Raw genomic sequence first — 19,308 nt, 5'->3', positions numbered from 1 at the left:
CGTCCAGTATCATATAAATTCTTAAGACAAGAAACACAAAAAGGAGATTCTTATGGCTTATTCATTTCGCAATCCTAGTGATGGCATTATCAAACATTACCTAGAAACCAGCAAGATCATTGCTGTAGTGGGATTATCTGATCGTGAAGATACGACCAGTCATCGTGTCAGTAAGGAGATGCAAGAGCGGGGCTATCGGATTATTCCTGTCAACCCCCGCGCAGCTGGTGGCCAGATCCTTGGAGAAACGGTGTACGCTAGCTTACAGGAGATCCCATTCCCAGTAGATATCGTTGATGTGTACCGTCGCAGTGAGTTTTTACCAGATGTGGCACGTGATTTTATTGAGACGGATGCGAAAATTTTCTGGGCACAATTGGAGCTGGAAAATCAAGAAGCAGAAGAAATCCTTCGTGGAGCTGGACGAGAAGATATCGTCATGAACCGCTGTATCAAACGGGAACACACCCGACTGATCTTAGGGGACTCCCTATACGGTTTATAAATGATAAACAATTGAATAGAAGAAAACCCCAGCAAGCTGGGGTTTTCTTCTTACTCTTATTCAGTTTCATGGCTTGGATGGCCTGTAAAATGGCGCGGCCCTTGTTTAATCTGCTTGATTTGATCATAAAAGGCAATTTGGCAGTTGATAAAGTAAGGCATGGTATAAAAGCCGATGACATCGCGCGTGAAGTAATTCAAGAAGTACCAACCAATCAAGGTTAGATCGAGCACCAAGCGATTGCTGCGGAACCCTTTCATGGTTTCACGACTTTGGCGAAGGACTCCAAAGGCTCCCTTGTAGTCGCCGTCTCGTAATTGCTCATAGAGGATCAATTCGACCAAGCTGAGACTGTAGTATTGTGGCAGGTAAAAGAGGAGGCCAATCAGGCCAAGTATGACACCAGCAGTCATCAGAGGCATTTGTTGCATGAGAGATTGGAATTCAGGACTGGAAGCACTCAGAGTGCTAGGGTTGCTCACCTTATCGTAGATCGCCAAAAATCGAATGCTGGCGTAGGTGCTGATGAGACTCCCCACATAGAGGATGAGTCCCCATAAAAAGAGGACGGCTTGCTTCAAGATCAAGGTGGCAAATACAGAGGTAAAGCGATCTTGTTTAAAGATATCTAAGACACGTGTTCGGTGTTCGATCTTGGGATTAATCGTATCTAAATAGCTAAAAGTCGCACCAACCACTAAAATGGAGATGACAAAGGAGACGACAGAAGGAAAGAGCTGCCGCTGGATCATGTAGATACTTGCTTGCTGCAAGGTCATGTCCGGTAGTAGATCGACCAGATCTTGCCCACTTAAGAGAAAGTTAGCAAGAATGGTCAACAGGACCGGAAGAGCAAAAAGGATAGCTAAGCCCGGTTGCTGGACTTGCATGGTACGTGCCCGGAGGCGAATCAATTTAAGGTTCATAGATGACACTCTCTTCATAGTAGTACTTTTTATTATAACATAAGTCCGTGACAGAGCCGGTAAAATTTGGTACAATCGTACAGGTGCTCACAGGAAAACTGTGACAGGAATAAGAAGGCTGGGACTGTTTTTCCCAGTACGGAGGTAACCATGACAGATTCACCGATTCAATATCGATTAATCAAAAAAGAAAAGCATACAGGTGCTCGTCTGGGAGAAATTATCACTCCTCACGGGACCTTCCCGACCCCAATGTTTATGCCTGTAGGGACTCAGGCAACCGTTAAGACCCAATCGCCAGAAGAACTCAAGGAAATGGGTTCCGGAATTATTTTGGCCAACACCTACCATCTCTGGCTTCGTCCCGGGGATGATCTAGTCGCAAAAGCAGGAGGACTGCACCAGTTCATGAACTGGGACCAGCCCATTTTGACAGATAGTGGAGGCTTCCAGGTCTATTCATTAGCGGATACCCGCAATATCACTGAAGAAGGGGTAACCTTTAAAAACCACCTCAACGGCTCGAAGATGTTCCTCTCTCCAGAAAAGGCCATCTCCATCCAAAACAATCTAGGAAGCGACATCATGATGTCCTTTGATGAATGCCCTCAGTTCTATCAGCCCTATGATTATGTGAAAAAATCAATTGAACGGACCAGTCGTTGGGCAGAACGTGGCCTGAAGGCTCACCGTCGTCCTCATGATCAAGGTCTTTTCGGAATTGTCCAAGGGGCTGGATTTGAAGACTTGCGCCGTCAGTCTGCTCAAGATTTGGTCAGCATGGACTTCCCAGGCTATTCCATCGGTGGCTTAGCTGTTGGAGAAAGCCATGAAGAGATGAATGCGGTGCTGGATTTCACAACTCCACTCTTACCAGAAAACAAGCCGCGCTATCTCATGGGAGTGGGGGCTCCAGACAGTCTGATCGATGGGGTTATTCGTGGAGTGGACATGTTTGACTGTGTCTTGCCGACGCGGATTGCGCGAAATGGTACCTGTATGACCAGCCAAGGACGCCTAGTGGTGAAAAATGCGCAATTTGCAGAAGACTTTACACCGCTGGATCCCGAATGTGATTGCTACACTTGTAAGAATTACACCCGGGCTTATCTTCGCCACCTCCTCAAGGCAGATGAAACCTTCGGTATTCGCTTGACTAGCTACCACAACCTCTATTTCTTGATCAACCTCATGAAGCAGGTCCGTCAAGCCATCATGGATGACAATCTCTTAGAATTCCGCGAGCATTTCGTCGAAAAATATGGCTATAACAAATCAGGACGGAATTTCTAGAAATAGATAAATAGGAAGAAAAAAGACTACAGCCATCTGAGAATAATAGGAATAACTGCTAGACGCAGTGGTTGATTGGTATCTTTGTTCGCTTGTTAAGCTCCAAAGATAACCTAATCAACTGTGCGGGGGCGAGACGACGAACAAATTGGATATAAATTTGTTCTGTCTCGCTCCCTTTTTCCTATATAATAGCAACTTTTTTAGTACTCTATTTTTCTCGAAAACACTTTCATCAAAAAAACGAAAAAAATCTTCTCAAATCCCTTGCATTGGGCCTTTGTTTGTGTTAAACTACTATGGTGCTGTGAAAAACAGCTATTAGCTTTGATGCAAGAGGTTGCGACACGCTCGGTTGCATTGCCACGCAACGCGCGTCGGTTTTCTTGTGGAGCTAGCCTATTACCTTAAATAGACGAAAAGGAGAAAAAGATGGCAAACAAAAAAATCCGCATCCGTTTGAAAGCGTACGAACACCGTACACTCGACACAGCGGCTGCAAAAATCGTAGAATCAGCTACTCGTACAGGTGCACAAGTTGCGGGTCCAATCCCACTTCCAACTGAGCGTAGCCTCTACACAATCATTCGTGCGACTCACAAATACAAAGATTCTCGCGAACAATTCGAAATGCGTACACACAAACGCTTGATCGACATCATCAACCCAACTCAAAAAACAGTTGACGCTTTGATGAAATTAGATCTTCCAAGTGGTGTAAACGTAGAAATCAAACTTTAATCTAAAGCTTGATCAAGAGCATAAAAAACGCTCGTTAAAAACTTTTTGAATAAAAAACTATAGAAAAGGAACTATTTTCTCATGACAAAAGGAATCTTAGGGAAAAAAGTGGGAATGACTCAAATCTTCACTGAAGCTGGCGAATTGATCCCTGTAACAGTTATCGAAGCAACTCCAAACGTTGTTCTTCAAGTTAAAACTGTTGAAACAGATGGTTACAACGCTATCCAAGTTGGTTTCGATGACAAACGCGAAGTATTGAGCAACAAACCTGCTAAAGGACATGTAGCAAAAGCTAACACGGCTCCTAAGCGCTTCATTCGTGAATTCAAAAACGTTGAAGGCTTGGAAGTTGGTGCTGAAATCACAGTTGACACTTTCGAAGCTGGAGACATTGTTGATGTAACTGGTACTTCTAAAGGTAAAGGTTTCCAAGGTGTTATCAAACGCCACGGACAATCACGTGGACCAATGGCTCACGGTTCTCGTTACCACCGTCGTCCAGGTTCTATGGGACCTGTTGCACCTAACCGCGTATTCAAAGGTAAAAACCTTGCAGGACGTATGGGTGGCGATCGTGTAACGATTCAAAACCTTGAAGTTGTACAAGTTGTTCCAGAAAAGAACGTTATCCTTATCAAAGGTAACGTACCAGGTGCTAAGAAATCTCTTATCACTATCAAGTCAGCAGTTAAAGCTGGTAAATAATAAGGAAAGGGGAATACAGTCAAAATGGCAAATGTAACATTATTCGACCAAACTGGTAAACAAGCGGGCGAAGTTGTTCTTAACGATGCGATCTTTGGTATCGAACCAAACCAAGCAGTTGTATTTGATGTGATCATCAGCCAACGTGCTAGCCTTCGTCAAGGAACTCACGCTGTTAAAAACCGTTCAGCCGTTTCAGGTGGCGGACGCAAACCATGGCGTCAAAAAGGAACTGGACGTGCTCGTCAAGGTTCTATCCGCTCTCCACAATGGCGTGGTGGTGGAATCGTCTTCGGACCAACTCCACGTAGCTATGCGTACAAACTTCCTCAAAAAGTTCGTCGCCTTGCACTTAAATCTGTTTACTCAGAAAAAGTTGCTGAAAACAAATTTGTAGCCGTTGATTCTCTTGAATTTACAGCTCCAAAAACTGCTGAATTTGCAAAAGTTCTTGCAGCTTTGAGCATCGATTCTAAAGTCCTTGTTATTCTTGAAGAAGGAAACGAATTCGCAGCTCTTTCAGCTCGTAACCTTCCAAACGTGAAAGTTGCGACTGCTACAACTGCAAGTGTTCTTGACATCGCAAATAGTGACAAACTTCTTGTTACTCAAGCAGCTATCTCTAAAATCGAGGAGGTTCTTGCATAATGAATTTGTATGATGTTATCAAAAAACCTGTTATCACTGAAAAGTCAATGGCTCAACTTGAAGCAGGCAAATATGTATTCGAAGTTGACACTCGCGCTCACAAACTTTTGATCAAACAAGCTGTTGAAGCTGCGTTTGAAGGTGTAAAAGTTGCGAATGTGAACACTGTAAACGTAAAACCTAAAGCAAAACGCGTTGGACGTTACACTGGTTTTACATCAAAAACTAAAAAAGCTATCATCACGCTTGCAGCTGATTCTAAAGCAATCGAGTTGTTTGCTACTGAAGCTGAATAATCTAAGGAGGAAATATCGTGGGAATTCGTGTTTATAAACCAACAACAAACGGTCGCCGTAATATGACTTCTTTGGATTTCGCTGAAATCACAACAAACACACCTGAGAAAACTTTGCTTGTTTCTCTTAAAAACAAAGCAGGTCGTAACAATAACGGTCGTATCACTGTTCGTCACCAAGGTGGTGGACACAAACGTCATTACCGTTTGATCGATTTCAAACGTAACAAAGATGGAGTTGAAGCAGTCGTTAAAACGATCGAATACGATCCAAACCGCTCAGCAAACATCGCGCTTGTACACTACACTGACGGTGTGAAAGCTTACATCATCGCCCCTAAAGGTCTTGAAGTAGGTCAACGCATCGTATCAGGACCAGAAGCAGATATCAAAGTCGGAAATGCTCTTCCACTTGCTAACATCCCAGTTGGTACTTTGATCCACAACATTGAATTGAAACCTGGTAAAGGTGGAGAATTGGTACGTGCTGCTGGAGCTTCTGCTCAAGTATTGGGTTCTGAAGGTAAATATGTACTTGTTCGTCTTCAATCAGGCGAAGTTCGTATGATTCTTGGAACTTGCCGTGCTACAGTTGGTGTTGTCGGAAACGAACAACATGGACTTGTAAACCTTGGTAAAGCGGGACGTAACCGCTGGAAAGGTGTTCGCCCTACAGTTCGTGGTTCTGTAATGAACCCGAATGATCACCCACACGGTGGTGGTGAAGGTAAAGCACCAGTTGGACGTAAAGCGCCATCTACTCCTTGGGGTAAACCTGCGCTTGGTCTTAAAACTCGTAACAAGAAAGCGAAATCTGACAAACTTATCGTTCGTCGTCGCAACCAAAAATAATCATAAGCAACTAGCTTACACTTTCCGCCAGCTCGGTAGCGCTGCATAGCAGCGCAAGCCGCTGTGGTACTAAATTTTAAAGGAGAAAATTACAAAATGGGACGTAGTCTTAAAAAAGGACCTTTCGTCGATGAGCATTTGATGAAAAAAGTTGAAGCTCAAGCAAACGACGAAAAGAAAAAAGTAATTAAAACTTGGTCACGTCGTTCAACGATCTTCCCAAGTTTCATCGGATACACTATCGCAGTTTATGATGGACGTAAACATGTACCTGTTTACATCCAAGAAGACATGGTAGGTCACAAGCTTGGTGAATTTGCACCAACTCGTACTTACAAAGGTCACGCGGCAGACGACAAGAAGACACGTAGAAAATAAGGAGAACATAAATGGCAGAAATTACTTCAGCTAAAGCAATGGCTCGTACAGTGCGTGTTTCACCTCGTAAATCACGTCTTGTTCTTGACAACATCCGTGGTAAAAGCGTAGCCGATGCCATCGCTATTTTGACATTCACACCAAACAAAGCTGCAGGGATCATCCTTAAAGTGTTGAACTCAGCAGTAGCAAACGCTGAAAACAACTTTGGTTTGGAAAAAGCTAACTTGGTAGTATCTGAAGCATTCGCAAACGAAGGACCAACTATGAAACGTTTCCGTCCACGTGCGAAAGGTTCAGCATCACCAATCAACAAACGTACAGCTCACATCACAGTAGCTGTTGCAGAAAAATAAGGAGGTAAACTCGTGGGTCAAAAAGTACATCCAATTGGTATGCGTGTTGGTATCATCCGTGATTGGGATGCCAAATGGTATGCTGAAAAAGAATACGCGGATTACCTTCATGAAGATCTTGCAATCCGTAAATTCATTCAAAAAGAATTGGCTGACGCAGCCGTTTCAACTATTGAAATCGAACGCGCAGTAAACAAAGTTAACGTTTCACTTCACACTGCTAAACCAGGTATGGTTATCGGTAAAGGTGGAGCAAACGTTGATGCACTTCGTGCAGCTCTTAACAAATTGACTGGTAAACAAGTCCACATCAACATCATTGAGATCAAACGTCCTGATTTGGATGCTCACCTTGTTGGTGAAGGAATTGCTCGTCAATTGGAACAACGTGTTGCTTTCCGTCGTGCACAAAAACAAGCGATCCAACGTGCTATGCGTGCTGGAGCTAAAGGAATCAAAACTCAAGTATCAGGTCGTTTGAACGGTGCAGATATTGCCCGTGCAGAAGGATACTCTGAAGGAACTGTTCCACTCCACACACTTCGCGCTGATATCGATTACGCTTGGGAAGAAGCAGACACTACTTACGGTAAACTTGGTGTTAAAGTATGGATCTACCGTGGTGAAGTTCTTCCAGCTCGTAAAGACGCTAAAGGAGGTAAATAACCAATGTTAGTACCTAAACGTGTAAAACACCGTCGCGAATTCCGTGGTAAAATGCGCGGTGAAGCAAAAGGTGGAAAAGAAGTAGCATTCGGTGAATACGGTCTTCAAGCTACAACTAGCCACTGGATCACAAACCGTCAAATCGAGGCTGCTCGTATCGCCATGACTCGTTACATGAAACGTGGTGGTAAAGTTTGGATTAAGATTTTCCCACACAAATCATACACCGCTAAAGCTATCGGGGTACGTATGGGATCTGGTAAAGGGGCTCCTGAAGGTTGGGTAGCACCAGTTAAACGTGGTAAAGTGATGTTCGAAATTGCTGGTGTATCTGAAGAGATCGCACGCGAAGCGCTTCGTCTTGCTAGCCACAAATTGCCAGTTAAAACTAAATTTGTGAAACGTGAAGCAGAATAAGGAGAGGTCATGAAACTTACAGAAGTAAAAGAATTTGTTAAAGAACTTCGTGGTCTTTCTCAAGAAGAACTCGCGAAGCGTGAAAATGAATTGAAGAAAGAATTGTTTGAACTTCGTTTCCAAGCGGCTGCTGGTCAATTGGAACAAACTGGACGTTTGAAAGAAGTGAAAAAACAAATCGCTCGTATCAAAACTGTTCAATCAGAAGCTAAATAATAGACTAGGGAAGGAGAATTTCAATGGAACGCAATAATCGTAAAGTTCTTGTTGGACGCGTTGTGTCTGACAAAATGGACAAAACAATCACAGTTGTAGTTGAAACTAAACGTAACCACCCAGTCTATGGTAAACGTATCAACTATTCTAAAAAATACAAAGCTCATGATGAAAACAATGTTGCTAAAGAAGGCGATATCGTTCGTATCATGGAAACTCGTCCGCTTTCAGCTACAAAACGCTTCCGTCTTGTAGAAGTCGTTGAAGAAGCGGTCATCATCTAATCATACCTGAAAGGAGAAAACGTAAATGATTCAAACAGAAACTCGTTTGAAAGTCGCTGACAACAGTGGCGCACGCGAAATCTTGACAATCAAAGTTCTTGGTGGTTCAAAACGTAAATTCGCGAGCATCGGTGATGTAATCGTTGCATCAGTAAAACAAGCTACTCCTGGTGGTGCGGTTAAGAAAGGTGACGTTGTAAAAGCTGTTATCGTTCGTACTAAATCAGGTGCTCGTCGTAAAGATGGTTCATACATCAAATTCGACGAAAATGCAGCAGTAATCATCCGTGACGACAAAACTCCTCGCGGAACTCGTATCTTTGGCCCAGTTGCACGTGAATTGCGTGACGGTGGTTTCATGAAGATCGTGTCACTTGCTCCAGAAGTACTTTAATCAATAAAAAAACAAACACAGTCCCCTGGCATAAGCCAGGGTGCCCATCGGGCGTAAGAATAAAAGGAGAATAAAATGTTTGTAAAAAAAGGCGACAAAGTTCGCGTAATCGCTGGTAAAGACAAAGGCGTAGAAGCTGTTGTTCTTACTGCTCTTCCAAAAGTAAATAAAGTTGTTGTAGAAGGTGTAAACATCATCAAGAAACACCAACGTCCAAATAACGAAAACCCTCAAGGTGCAATCGTTGAAAAAGAAGCTCCAATCCATGCTTCTAACGTTCAAGTTTTGGACAAAAACGGTGTTGCTGGACGTGTTGGCTACAAATTTGTAGACGGCAAAAAAGTTCGCTACAACAAAAAATCAGGCGAAGTGCTTGACTAATCACGAAGGAAAGGAGAAGTATAATGGCTAATCGTTTAAAAGAAAAATACCTTAATGAAGTAGTACCATCATTGACTGAACAGTTCAACTATTCATCAGTTATGGCTGTGCCAAAAGTTGATAAAATCGTTTTGAACATGGGTGTTGGTGATGCAGTATCAAATGCTAAAAACCTTGAAAAAGCTGCTGAAGAGCTTGCTTTGATCTCAGGTCAAAAACCATTGATCACTAAGGCTAAAAAATCAATCGCCGGCTTCCGTCTTCGTGAAGGTGTTGCGATCGGTGCAAAAGTTACCCTTCGTGGTGAACGTATGTACGAATTCTTGGATAAATTGGTAACAGTTTCACTTCCACGTGTACGTGACTTCCATGGTGTTCCAACTAAATCATTTGATGGACGCGGAAACTACACACTTGGTGTGAAAGAACAATTGATCTTCCCAGAAATCAACTTTGATGATGTTGATAAAACTCGTGGTTTGGATATCGTAATCGTAACTACAGCGAACACAGACGAAGAATCACGTGCATTGCTTACTGGCCTCGGAATGCCGTTTGCAAAATAATATAGGAGGTAAAACTAATGGCTAAAAAATCTATGATTGCTAAGAACAAACGCCCAGCGAAGTTCTCTACTCAAGCATACACTCGCTGTGAACGTTGTGGACGTCCACACTCAGTTTACCGCAAGTTTAAACTTTGCCGTGTTTGCTTCCGTGAATTGGCATACAAAGGTCAAATCCCAGGTGTTACAAAAGCATCTTGGTAATTCTATGATATAAAGAGCGTGAAACCCTAGCAAAAATAGGAGATTTGGTGACGGAGCGAAGCTCCGAATCCAATCTATCTTTTTTGCCCAGGTTGTAGCTCGTGTTCAAATGAGTATACTCTCGTTTGCATGTATCAAAACTTTCTGAGCCTAGCTCAATCATTAACTAGCAAGTGCAACTTGCAAACTACTAGTAAGAGGAGAAATAAAAAATGGTTATGACTGACCCAATCGCAGACTTCCTTACACGTATTCGTAACGCTAACCAAGCTAAACACGAAGTACTTGAAGTGCCTGCATCAAACATCAAAAAAGGGATTGCTGAAATCCTTAAACGCGAAGGTTTTGTAAAAAACGTTGAATTCATCGAAGATGACAAACAAGGCATCATCCGTGTATTTTTGAAATACGGACAAAACGGTGAAAAAGTTATCACAAACTTGAAACGTGTATCTAAACCAGGTTTGCGTGTTTACAAAAAACGTGAAGATCTTCCAAAAGTTCTTAACGGACTTGGAATTGCTATCCTTTCAACTTCTGAAGGTTTGCTTACTGATAAAGAAGCACGCCAAAAGAACGTTGGTGGGGAAGTTATCGCTTACGTTTGGTAAAATCAAGATACAAAGCTTGTAAAGAACAAAGCAAAATTAGGAAGTTGGAGCAGTTTGTTGACAAACAAGCCAACTTATCTATTTTACACAGTTCTTAGAGCGTGTTCAGTTCAGCTCTTGAACTAAATAAGTATCTTAAACCCCGTGAAAACTGGCCCGCAAAGGCCTGACAATTTAACAGGAGAATAAAAAACATGTCACGTATTGGTAATAAAGTTATCGTGTTGCCTGCTGGTGTTGAACTCACTAACAATGACAACGTTGTAACTGTAAAAGGACCTAAAGGAGAACTTACTCGTACGTTCTCAAAAGATATTGAAATCCGTGTGGAAGGTACTGAAGTAACGCTTCACCGTCCAAACGATTCAAAAGAAATGAAAACAATCCACGGAACAACTCGTGCCCTTTTGAACAACATGGTTACTGGTGTATCAGAAGGATTCAAGAAAGAACTTGAAATGCGCGGGGTTGGATACCGTGCACAACTTCAAGGATCAAAACTTGTTTTGGCTGTTGGTAAATCACACCCAGACGAAGTTGAAGCTCCAGAAGGAATTACTTTTGAACTTCCAAACCCAACAACAATCGTTGTTAGCGGAATTTCAAAAGAAGTAGTTGGTCAAACAGCTGCTTATGTACGTAGCCTTCGTTCACCTGAACCATACAAAGGTAAAGGGATCCGTTATGTTGGTGAATACGTTCGCCGTAAAGAAGGTAAAACAGGTAAATAATGTAGTTTGGTTGTTTTTCAACCAACCTTCATCTTACCAACTCAGTGCTTAGCACATGATTTTAAAATTAAGAGGTGAAAATTGTGATTTCGAAACCAGATAAAAACAAAATCCGTCAAAAACGCCACCGTCGCGTTCGCGGAAAACTCTCTGGAACTGCTGATCGCCCACGTTTGAACGTATTCCGTTCTAATACAGGCATCTACGCTCAAGTAATTGATGACGTAGCGGGTGTAACGCTCGCAAGCGCTTCAACTCTTGACAAAGAAGTTTCAAAAGGAACTAAAACTGAACAAGCCGTTGTTGTCGGCAAACTTGTTGCTGAACGTGCAGTTGCTAAAGGTATTTCTGAAGTGGTGTTCGACCGCGGTGGATATCTATATCACGGACGTGTTAAAGCTTTGGCTGATGCAGCTCGTGAAAACGGATTGAAATTCTAATAGGAGGACACTAGAAAATGGCATTTAAAGATAATGCAGTTGAACTTGAAGAACGCGTAGTTGCCATCAACCGTGTTACAAAAGTTGTTAAAGGTGGACGTCGTCTTCGTTTTGCAGCTCTTGTAGTTGTTGGTGACCGTAATGGCCGTGTTGGATTTGGTACTGGTAAAGCTCAAGAAGTTCCAGAAGCAATCCGTAAGGCTGTTGAAGATGCTAAGAAAAACTTGATCGAAGTTCCTATGGTTGGAACAACAATTCCACACGAAGTAACATCAGTATTTGGTGGAGCTCGTGTATTGTTGAAACCAGCTATCGAAGGGGCTGGGGTTGCTGCAGGTGGTGCAGTTCGTGCCGTTGTCGAATTGGCAGGTATTGCAGATGTTACATCTAAATCACTTGGATCAAACACTCCAATCAACATCGTTCGTGCAACTGTTAACGGTTTGGCACAATTGAAACGCGCTGATGAAGTTGCTGCCCTTCGTGGTATTTCAGTTTCTGACTTGGCTTAAGAAAGGAGATTCAAATGGCTCAAATTAAAATTACTTTGACTAAGTCTCCAATCGGACGCATCCCGTCACAACGTAAAACTGTTGTAGCACTTGGACTTGGCAAATTGAACAGCTCTGTTATCAAAGAAGATAACCCAGCAGTACGTGGTATGATCACTGCTGTATCTCACTTGGTAACAGTTGAAGAAGTAAAATAATCTATTTAAAATAGAAACAAAGTTTTCAGGGGTATGAGAAGTTCTCATCCCCTAAAACTAAATATAAGTATAGGCGAGTTTGTAGTTAGGACACCTTTTCCTGATTACATGCGTTAGCAATTTACAAAAGAGGAGAAAATAAATAATGAAACTTCATGAATTACAACCTGCTACAGGTTCACGTAAAGTCCGCAACCGTGTTGGTCGTGGTACTTCATCTGGTAATGGTAAAACTTCTGGCCGTGGTCAAAAAGGTCAAAAAGCTCGTAGCGGTGGCGGTGTACGTCTTGGTTTTGAAGGTGGACAAACTCCATTGTTCCGTCGTCTTCCAAAACGTGGATTTACAAACATCAACGCTAAAGAATATGCTATTGTGAACCTTGATCAATTGAACGCCTTTGAAGATGGTGCTGAAGTAACTCCAGTAGTACTTGTAGAATCAGGAATTGTAAAAGCTGAAAAATCAGGTATCAAAATTCTTGGTAACGGAGAATTGACTAAGAAGTTGACTGTTAAAGCAACTAAATTCTCTAAATCAGCTGAAGAAGCTATCACTGCTAAAGGTGGTTCAGTTGAAGTCATCTAAGTGAGGTGACCTATGTTTTTTAAATTATTAAAAGATGCATTTAAGGTAAAACAAGTTCGGTCGAAGATTTTATTTACGATCTTCATCATTCTTGTTTTCCGCATTGGGACCACGATTACAGTGCCTGGTGTAAATGCGAAAATTCTGAACAACCTTCAAGATGTGTCCTTCTTGAACATGCTCAGTTTGGTTTCTGGGAATGCCATGAGGAACTTCTCAGTTTTCGCATTAGGGGTTAGCCCATACATCACAGCTTCGATCGTCGTGCAACTTTTGCAAATGGATCTGTTACCTAAGTTTGTTGAATGGGGCAAACAAGGGGAAGTTGGTCGAAGAAAGCTCAACCAAGCAACACGCTATATTTCTTTGGTTCTAGCCTTTGTTCAATCCATCGGGATTACAGCTACCTTCCACACCTTGTCTCAGGCGAAATTAGTCGCAACTCCAAATACCAAGACCTATCTATTAATCGGTGCGATTCTGACGACCGGTTCCATGATTGTGACTTGGCTTGGAGAACAAATCACAGATAAAGGCTACGGAAATGGTGTTTCAATGATTATCTTTGCAGGGATTGTGTCATCAATTCCTGAGATGATTAAAGAAATCTATGAAAATGCATTTGTGAACGTTCGTTCTGGTCAAATGACCAATTCCCTCATTTTTGTTGGGGTATTAATCCTTGCCGTCTTGGTTATTGTTTACTTTACAACCTTTGTAGAGCAAGCACAATACAAGATTCCAATCCAATATACAAAGATTGCACAAGGAGCTCCATCAAGTTCTTACCTTCCTTTGAAAGTAAACCCAGCAGGGGTTATTCCTGTCATCTTCGCTAGTTCGATTACAGCAGCGCCTGCTGCCATTTTCCAAGTGATTAGCGCTATGGGTTACAATGCAGGATGGGTGAAAACAGCTCAAGCCATGTTGGCTACAAACACACCAACTGGTGTGGCAATGTATGCCTTATTGATCATTCTCTTCACCTTCTTCTACACGTTTGTTCAGATCAATCCTGAAAAAACGGCAGAAAACCTTCAAAAGAGTGGTGCCTATATCCCAGGCGTCCGCCCTGGTAAGGGGACAGAAGAGTTTATGTCTCGCTTGCTACGTCGTTTAGCAAGCGTCGGATCAGTATTCCTTGGCTTTATTACCATCATTCCAATCCTGGCTCGAGATTTATTTGGTTTGACAGACGCAGTTGCTCTTGGAGGAACTAGTTTGTTAATCATTATTTCAACAGGTATTGAGGGAATGAAACAATTAGAAGGCTACTTATTAAAACGTAAGTATGTCGGATTTATGGACACAACAACAGAATAGAATAAGGTTGACTTTGTCAGCCTTCTATTTTGTTTTTAAATGGAAATAGGAATTCGCTCCTGCTTCCATTTAAAAACAAAATAAGGAGAATTCATCATGAATCTTTTAATTATGGGATTGCCTGGAGCAGGTAAGGGGACCCAAGCAGCGAAAATCGTGGAAGAGTTTCACGTAGCGCATATCTCTACCGGTGATATGTTCCGCGCAGCAATGGCTAACCAAACTGAAATGGGTGTATTGGCAAAATCATTCATCGACAAAGGTGAATTGGTGCCCGATGATGTGACAAATGGGATTGTAAAAGAACGTTTGGCTCAAGACGACATTAAGGAAAAAGGATTCCTTTTGGACGGTTTTCCTCGCACGATTGAACAAGCTCATGCCTTGGATCAAATCTTGGTAGACCTTGGTTTGGAGCTTGAAGGAGTGATCAACATTGAAGTGGATCCATCATGTCTCCTCGAGCGCTTGAGTGGTCGCATCATCCATCGTGAAACAGGTGAAACCTTCCATAAAGTATTCAACCCACCAGCTGACTACAAGGAAGGAGACTATTACCAACGTGAAGATGACAAACCAGAAACAGTGAAACGCCGTCTGGATGTGAATATTGCTCAAGGTGAGCCAATTCTTGCTCATTACCGTGCAAAAGGATTGGTCCATGATATTGAAGGAAATCAAGACATCAACGCCGTCTTCAAAGATATCCAAAAGGTCTTGGAGAATTTAAAATAAAAACGTTTTAGTCACTTGCAATATTTGACGACAAGTGATACAATTAGTTAGTCTGACTTATAATTGTTACCTCTGTGCTCAGAGGAATGAATCGAAATTTATGGAGGTACTTTTGCGTGGCAAAAGACGATGTGATTGAAGTAGAAGGTAAAGTAGTTGATACTATGCCGAATGCTATGTTTACGGTTGAACTTGAAAATGGACATCAGATTTTAGCAACAGTTTCTGGTAAAATTCGTAAAAACTATATTCGTATTTTAGCGGGAGATCGTGTTACAGTGGAGATGAGTCCGTACGATTTGACACGTGGACGTATCACATACCGCTTTAAATAATCGAAAAACTTGGAGGGATAAAAATGAAAGTAAGACCATCGGTCAAACCAATTTGCGAATACTGTAAAGTAATTCGTCGTAATGGTCGTGTTATGGTAATTTGCCCAGCAAATCCAAAACACAAACAACGTCAAGGATAAGATAGAAAGGAGAAAACATGGCTCGTATTGCTGGAGTTGACATTCCAAATGACAAACGTGTAGTAATTTCATTGACTTATGTGTACGGTATCGGACTTCCAACATCTAAGAAAATCCTTGCTGCTGCAGGCGTTTCTGAAGATATTCGTGTTCGCGATCTTACACCAGATCAAGAAGATGCTATCCGTCGTGAAGTTGACGCAATCAAAGTTGAAGGTGACCTTCGTCGTGAAGTAAACTTGAACATCAAACGCTTGATGGAAATCGGTTCATACCGTGGTATCCGTCACCGTCGTGGACTTCCAGTTCGTGGACAAAACACTAAAAACAATGCTCGCACTCGTAAAGGTAAAGCTGTTGCGATTGCAGGTAAGAAAAAATAAAATAAAATAAGGAGGTAAAAATCTTGGCTAAACCAACACGTAAACGTCGTGTGAAAAAGAATATCGAATCTGGTATTGCTCATATTCACGCTACATTTAACAACACAATTGTTATGATTACTGATGTGCATGGTAACGCAATCGCTTGGTCATCTGCAGGTGCACTTGGATTTAAAGGTTCTCGTAAATCTACACCATTTGCTGCTCAAATGGCATCAGAAGCTGCTGCAAAAGCTGCTCAAGAACACGGACTTAAATCTGTTGAAGTAACTGTTAAAGGTCCTGGTTCAGGTCGTGAGTCTGCTATTCGTGCACTTGCTGCTGCTGGTCTTGAAGTAACTGCAATCCGCGATGTAACTCCTGTACCACACAATGGTGCTCGTCCTCCAAAACGTCGCCGTGTATAATCATCAACAATTACACAGCTTTTCGTTTAAGAGGGAGTATAGCAAATGATTGAGTTTGAAAAACCAAATATAACAAAAATTGATGAAAACAAAGATTATGGCGTGTTTGTCGTAGAACCACTTGAACGTGGCTATGGTACAACACTTGGAAACTCACTTCGTCGTGTACTTCTGGCTTCACTTCCAGGTGCAGCTGTCACTTCAATCAACATTGAAGGTGTACTCCACGAATTTGATACCGTTCCAGGAGTCCGTGAAGACGTTATGCAAATTATTCTTAACGTTAAAGGAATCGCCGTTAAATCTTACGTCCAAGACGAAAAGATTATTGAACTTGATGTAGAAGGACCTGCAGAAGTAACTGCTGGAGATATTCTTACTGATAGTGACATCGAAATTGTAAACCCTGATCATTATCTATTTACAATCGGAGAAGGAGCATCTTTGAAAGCAACGCTTACTGTAAACAGTGGACGTGGCTATGTTCCAGCTGATCAAAACAAAAAAGATGATGCACCAGTGGGAACACTTGCTGTAGATTCAATCTATACGCCAGTGACTAAAGTCAATTACCAAGTTGAACCAGCACGCGTTGGTAGCAACGATGGCTTTGACAAGCTAACCCTTGAAATTTTGACAAATGGGACAATCATTCCAGAAGATGCCTTAGGTTTGTCTGCTCGTATTTTGACAGAACACCTAAATCTATTCACAAACTTAACTGAAATTGCTATTGCAACAGACGTTATGAAGGAAGTAGATACAACTTCTGATGATCGCATTTTAGAACGTACGATCGAAGAATTAGATCTTTCAGTTCGTTCATACAACTGTTTGAAACGTGCTGGCATTAATACTGTTTACGATTTAACTGAAAAATCAGAAGCAGAAATGATGAAAGTTCGTAACTTGGGACGTAAGAGTCTTGAAGAAGTTAAAATCAAACTTGCCGACTTAGGCCTTGGGTTAAAAAACGATAAATAGAGGAGGAATACATGGCTTACCGTAAACTAGGACGCACTAGCTCACAACGTAAAGCGATGCTTCGCGATTTGACTACAGATCTTATCATCAATGAAGCAATTGTAACAACTGAAGCACGTGCGAAAGAAATCCGTAAATCAGTTGAAAAAATGATTACTTTGGGTAAACGTGGTGATTTGCATGCACGTCGTCAAGCTGCTGCATTCGTACGTAACGAAGTTGCATCACAAAACTTTGATGAAGAAACAGGTAAATACTCAGAAACAACTGCACTTCAAAAATTGTTCTCTGAATTAGCACCTCGTTATGCTGAGCGCAATGGTGGATATACTCGTATCCTTAAAACTGAACCACGTCGTGGTGATGCTGCGCCAATGGCTATCATCGAATTGGTATAATATCATCAATTTTGTTGAGTGTTATGATGATGGAATACACTGTTATTCTTAGTCTAGCTCTGGTCTACCGCTGGGGATTTTCCCCAGCGGGAACACTCATCATATTGAATGAATGGTAGACGCTTGTTTACGAAATTGCTTTAATTTAAAACAATTTCGTAAGCAGGCGTTTTGTCTTGTTTTTCATGAGTAGTCGAGAATAGCAAAAAATGATATAATGGAACCCATATCTCCAATAGAAGAAAAAGGATTCAATGACAAAACAACAAGCAATTAAATTACTAAAAGAGAAGTACCTTAGTAATATGAAAGAGGATTCGGAACTCTTTGTCGGAGTTGAATTAGAGTTTCCGATTGTAGAAACAAATGGAAACAAAACAAATATAGAGGTGACGAAAAATCTTTTTCGAACCTTAGCAAACTTATCAGATTTTGAAGTTGAAAAAATAGATGACGATAAAAATCCCATTCAATTGGTTCACCGCTCTTCTAAAGATCGTATTCTATTCGAGTTGAGTTACAATACAATTGAATTTGCATTTGAGAGAGCTCATTCTATAAATGAGGTAGCCAAACGTTTTGAGGCCTATTTGAAGATTATTCAACCTATTTTGCAAGAAAATAATCACGAAATTCAAGGGCACGGAATCCATCCTATGTGGAAAGAAAATGATAATAGCCCAGTGAAAATCGAACGATACAAGATGTTAATGGCTTTCCTTGCAATGAATGGTACAGGGATGAAAACACACCCCTATCCTTCGTACGGAGCATTTATATGCGGAAACCAAGTTCAATTGGATGTAAGGCGCGATAACTATATTCGCATCATTAATGCATTTAATAAAATTGAAGCAGCAAAAGCATATTTGTTTTCTAACTCAGAATTTTCAGCAGAGGTTTGGGATACAAAAATTGCCAGAGATATTTTCTGGGAAGAATCCTTACATGGTTATTATAAGGAAAATGTAGGGATTTATCCTAAGGACTACCAAAGCGAAGAAGAGTTTTTTAATAATCTCGCTAGAACGGCTATTTTTACGGCAACAAGAGAGGGCAAATCATATTATTTTAAACCAATTCGAGTCGAGGACTATCTAGATCAAAAAGAAATTACAGCCTATACGGCTGATGGAAATGAGAAAATCATTAACCCTGTAAAAGAAGATCTAAAACAACATCGAAGTTACCAATTTCAAGATCTAACTGCTCGTGGAACTGTAGAATTTAGAAGTGTTTGTACACAACCATTAGAAACCACATTTGCCCCGATAGCCTTTGAGTTGGGCTTATTTGTACAGTTAGAAAAACTGGAAAACTATTTAGAGGATTGTTCATTTTTTAAAAATGAAGAACAGGACTATCGAAAACTTAGAAAGAAATATTCAAAGAAAATTCTAAGTAAAGAAGAAAAAGAAGCGATCCAATCCTTTTCAAAAGATCTTCTAGACATAGCTGAAGCAGGTTTAATGAAAAGAGGTTGCGGAGAAGAGAAATTTCTCATCATTAACAAAGAACTAGACTAATAGAAAAGCCTGTAATGCAGGCTTTTCTTTGTTTCTTTCAAAAAAACTTTCAAAAAAATAAAAAATTTTTTAAAAAAGTGTTGACAGTAAGGAGAGGTCATGATATACTAATATAGTTGTCGCGCGAGAGCGACAAAGACCTTTGAAAACTGAACAAGACGAACCAATGTG

General features: G+C 41.3%; 33 protein-coding genes. 32 read left to right on the top strand and 1 reads right to left on the bottom strand.

The window, feature by feature from the left end; all coding sequences use genetic code 11:
• Positions 1-52 precede the first annotated feature (52 nt).
• Complete coding sequence (locus H7T92_RS05070) at positions 53-505, top strand: CoA-binding protein (protein WP_021154247.1); 453 nt, start codon at positions 53-55, stop codon at positions 503-505.
• 56 nt (positions 506-561) lie between these two features.
• Here the strand turns inward: H7T92_RS05070 and H7T92_RS05065 are convergent, their stop codons facing one another.
• Entirely contained in the window at positions 562-1,431 is an 870-nt protein-coding gene (locus tag H7T92_RS05065; RefSeq protein ID WP_201037243.1) for a DUF975 family protein, read from the bottom strand.
• Positions 1,432-1,581: 150 nt separating this feature from the next.
• Here H7T92_RS05065 and tgt point away from each other — a divergent pair, with 150 nt between their 5' ends.
• The 31 genes from tgt to H7T92_RS04910 all read left to right on the top strand — a co-directional run bounded on the left by tgt (position 1,582) and on the right by H7T92_RS04910 (position 19,137).
• Positions 1,582-2,724 carry a tRNA guanosine(34) transglycosylase Tgt gene (gene tgt, locus H7T92_RS05060; protein ID WP_003010858.1) on the top strand — a complete coding sequence of 381 codons (1,143 nt, stop codon included), beginning with the start codon at positions 1,582-1,584 and terminating at the stop codon, positions 2,722-2,724.
• A 432-nt stretch (positions 2,725-3,156) separates the two neighbouring features.
• Positions 3,157-3,465: a 30S ribosomal protein S10 gene (gene rpsJ / locus H7T92_RS05055; protein WP_003009585.1), complete on the top strand. Its 309-nt coding sequence runs from the start codon at positions 3,157-3,159 to the stop codon at positions 3,463-3,465.
• A gap of 81 nt (positions 3,466-3,546) precedes the next feature.
• The gene (gene rplC / locus H7T92_RS05050) at positions 3,547-4,173 is read left to right on the top strand and encodes a 50S ribosomal protein L3 (RefSeq protein ID WP_003010846.1); all 627 of its coding nucleotides are present in this window, start codon (positions 3,547-3,549) and stop codon (positions 4,171-4,173) included.
• Positions 4,174-4,197: 24 nt separating this feature from the next.
• Positions 4,198-4,821, top strand: a complete 624-nt coding sequence (rplD, locus tag H7T92_RS05045) for a 50S ribosomal protein L4 (protein WP_003009591.1) — start codon at positions 4,198-4,200, stop codon at positions 4,819-4,821.
• Positions 4,821-5,117, top strand: a complete 297-nt coding sequence (locus H7T92_RS05040; protein WP_003009593.1) for a 50S ribosomal protein L23 — start codon at positions 4,821-4,823, stop codon at positions 5,115-5,117. The genes rplD and H7T92_RS05040 overlap by 1 nt, the downstream gene beginning before the upstream one ends.
• A gap of 17 nt (positions 5,118-5,134) precedes the next feature.
• Positions 5,135-5,968, top strand: coding sequence for a 50S ribosomal protein L2 (rplB, locus tag H7T92_RS05035; RefSeq protein ID WP_000512900.1), 834 nt, complete (start codon positions 5,135-5,137; stop codon positions 5,966-5,968).
• Between the two features lie 96 nt (positions 5,969-6,064).
• Complete coding sequence (gene rpsS, locus H7T92_RS05030) at positions 6,065-6,346, top strand: 30S ribosomal protein S19 (protein ID WP_000533766.1); 282 nt, start codon at positions 6,065-6,067, stop codon at positions 6,344-6,346.
• Between the two features lie 11 nt (positions 6,347-6,357).
• The gene (gene rplV / locus H7T92_RS05025) at positions 6,358-6,702 is read left to right on the top strand and encodes a 50S ribosomal protein L22 (RefSeq protein ID WP_000818139.1); all 345 of its coding nucleotides are present in this window, start codon (positions 6,358-6,360) and stop codon (positions 6,700-6,702) included.
• Positions 6,703-6,714: 12 nt separating this feature from the next.
• Positions 6,715-7,368, top strand: coding sequence for a 30S ribosomal protein S3 (gene rpsC / locus H7T92_RS05020; RefSeq protein WP_003002336.1), 654 nt, complete (start codon positions 6,715-6,717; stop codon positions 7,366-7,368).
• A gap of 3 nt (positions 7,369-7,371) precedes the next feature.
• The gene (gene rplP, locus H7T92_RS05015) at positions 7,372-7,785 is read left to right on the top strand and encodes a 50S ribosomal protein L16 (protein ID WP_000960947.1); all 414 of its coding nucleotides are present in this window, start codon (positions 7,372-7,374) and stop codon (positions 7,783-7,785) included.
• Positions 7,786-7,794: 9 nt separating this feature from the next.
• Positions 7,795-8,001: a 50S ribosomal protein L29 gene (gene rpmC, locus H7T92_RS05010; protein WP_003002350.1), complete on the top strand. Its 207-nt coding sequence runs from the start codon at positions 7,795-7,797 to the stop codon at positions 7,999-8,001.
• Positions 8,002-8,024: 23 nt separating this feature from the next.
• Positions 8,025-8,285 (top strand): 30S ribosomal protein S17, encoded by a 261-nt coding sequence (gene rpsQ, locus H7T92_RS05005; RefSeq protein ID WP_000440801.1) that lies wholly within the window; start codon positions 8,025-8,027, stop codon positions 8,283-8,285.
• Positions 8,286-8,310: 25 nt separating this feature from the next.
• Entirely contained in the window at positions 8,311-8,679 is a 369-nt protein-coding gene (gene rplN, locus H7T92_RS05000) for a 50S ribosomal protein L14 (protein WP_003002384.1), read from the top strand.
• Positions 8,680-8,754: 75 nt separating this feature from the next.
• Positions 8,755-9,060 (top strand): 50S ribosomal protein L24, encoded by a 306-nt coding sequence (rplX, locus tag H7T92_RS04995; protein ID WP_003002315.1) that lies wholly within the window; start codon positions 8,755-8,757, stop codon positions 9,058-9,060.
• Between the two features lie 23 nt (positions 9,061-9,083).
• Positions 9,084-9,626 (top strand): 50S ribosomal protein L5, encoded by a 543-nt coding sequence (gene rplE, locus H7T92_RS04990; protein ID WP_003009606.1) that lies wholly within the window; start codon positions 9,084-9,086, stop codon positions 9,624-9,626.
• 17 nt (positions 9,627-9,643) lie between these two features.
• Positions 9,644-9,829, top strand: coding sequence for a type Z 30S ribosomal protein S14 (locus tag H7T92_RS04985; protein ID WP_001085699.1), 186 nt, complete (start codon positions 9,644-9,646; stop codon positions 9,827-9,829).
• Between the two features lie 212 nt (positions 9,830-10,041).
• Positions 10,042-10,440, top strand: a complete 399-nt coding sequence (gene rpsH / locus H7T92_RS04980) for a 30S ribosomal protein S8 (protein ID WP_003010897.1) — start codon at positions 10,042-10,044, stop codon at positions 10,438-10,440.
• 194 nt (positions 10,441-10,634) lie between these two features.
• Complete coding sequence (gene rplF, locus H7T92_RS04975; protein ID WP_049492183.1) at positions 10,635-11,171, top strand: 50S ribosomal protein L6; 537 nt, start codon at positions 10,635-10,637, stop codon at positions 11,169-11,171.
• Positions 11,172-11,254: 83 nt separating this feature from the next.
• Complete coding sequence (gene rplR / locus H7T92_RS04970) at positions 11,255-11,611, top strand: 50S ribosomal protein L18 (RefSeq protein ID WP_003010871.1); 357 nt, start codon at positions 11,255-11,257, stop codon at positions 11,609-11,611.
• A gap of 17 nt (positions 11,612-11,628) precedes the next feature.
• Positions 11,629-12,123 (top strand): 30S ribosomal protein S5, encoded by a 495-nt coding sequence (gene rpsE / locus H7T92_RS04965; RefSeq protein WP_003009617.1) that lies wholly within the window; start codon positions 11,629-11,631, stop codon positions 12,121-12,123.
• Positions 12,124-12,137: 14 nt separating this feature from the next.
• Positions 12,138-12,320: a 50S ribosomal protein L30 gene (gene rpmD, locus H7T92_RS04960; protein ID WP_002894509.1), complete on the top strand. Its 183-nt coding sequence runs from the start codon at positions 12,138-12,140 to the stop codon at positions 12,318-12,320.
• Between the two features lie 145 nt (positions 12,321-12,465).
• Complete coding sequence (gene rplO, locus H7T92_RS04955; RefSeq protein WP_049504191.1) at positions 12,466-12,906, top strand: 50S ribosomal protein L15; 441 nt, start codon at positions 12,466-12,468, stop codon at positions 12,904-12,906.
• 12 nt (positions 12,907-12,918) lie between these two features.
• On the top strand, positions 12,919-14,229 hold the full coding sequence (secY, locus tag H7T92_RS04950; RefSeq protein WP_023920186.1) for a preprotein translocase subunit SecY: 1,311 nt from the start codon (positions 12,919-12,921) through the stop codon (positions 14,227-14,229).
• A 96-nt stretch (positions 14,230-14,325) separates the two neighbouring features.
• Positions 14,326-14,964 carry an adenylate kinase gene (locus tag H7T92_RS04945; protein ID WP_201037242.1) on the top strand — a complete coding sequence of 213 codons (639 nt, stop codon included), beginning with the start codon at positions 14,326-14,328 and terminating at the stop codon, positions 14,962-14,964.
• Between the two features lie 116 nt (positions 14,965-15,080).
• Positions 15,081-15,299, top strand: coding sequence for a translation initiation factor IF-1 (infA, locus tag H7T92_RS04940; RefSeq protein WP_001029883.1), 219 nt, complete (start codon positions 15,081-15,083; stop codon positions 15,297-15,299).
• 23 nt (positions 15,300-15,322) lie between these two features.
• A complete protein-coding gene (gene rpmJ / locus H7T92_RS04935) occupies positions 15,323-15,439 on the top strand; it encodes a 50S ribosomal protein L36 (RefSeq protein ID WP_001808836.1) in 117 nt (38 codons plus the stop codon).
• Between the two features lie 17 nt (positions 15,440-15,456).
• Positions 15,457-15,822, top strand: coding sequence for a 30S ribosomal protein S13 (rpsM, locus tag H7T92_RS04930; RefSeq protein WP_003009631.1), 366 nt, complete (start codon positions 15,457-15,459; stop codon positions 15,820-15,822).
• A 23-nt stretch (positions 15,823-15,845) separates the two neighbouring features.
• Positions 15,846-16,229, top strand: a complete 384-nt coding sequence (gene rpsK / locus H7T92_RS04925; protein ID WP_003002390.1) for a 30S ribosomal protein S11 — start codon at positions 15,846-15,848, stop codon at positions 16,227-16,229.
• Positions 16,230-16,274: 45 nt separating this feature from the next.
• The gene (locus tag H7T92_RS04920; RefSeq protein ID WP_003009635.1) at positions 16,275-17,213 is read left to right on the top strand and encodes a DNA-directed RNA polymerase subunit alpha; all 939 of its coding nucleotides are present in this window, start codon (positions 16,275-16,277) and stop codon (positions 17,211-17,213) included.
• An 11-nt stretch (positions 17,214-17,224) separates the two neighbouring features.
• A complete protein-coding gene (gene rplQ / locus H7T92_RS04915) occupies positions 17,225-17,611 on the top strand; it encodes a 50S ribosomal protein L17 (protein ID WP_003002399.1) in 387 nt (128 codons plus the stop codon).
• A gap of 254 nt (positions 17,612-17,865) precedes the next feature.
• Positions 17,866-19,137 (top strand): gamma-glutamylcysteine synthetase, encoded by a 1,272-nt coding sequence (locus H7T92_RS04910; protein WP_201037241.1) that lies wholly within the window; start codon positions 17,866-17,868, stop codon positions 19,135-19,137.
• Positions 19,138-19,308: the final 171 nt, after the last annotated feature.

Origin of the sequence: Streptococcus parasanguinis (genome assembly GCF_016648855.1) — a bacterium.
Classification (GTDB): Bacteria; Bacillota; Bacilli; order Lactobacillales; family Streptococcaceae; genus Streptococcus; species Streptococcus parasanguinis_L.
The sequence above is the reverse complement of the archived record's forward strand: the minus strand, read 5'-3'. Positions and strand labels throughout refer to the sequence as shown.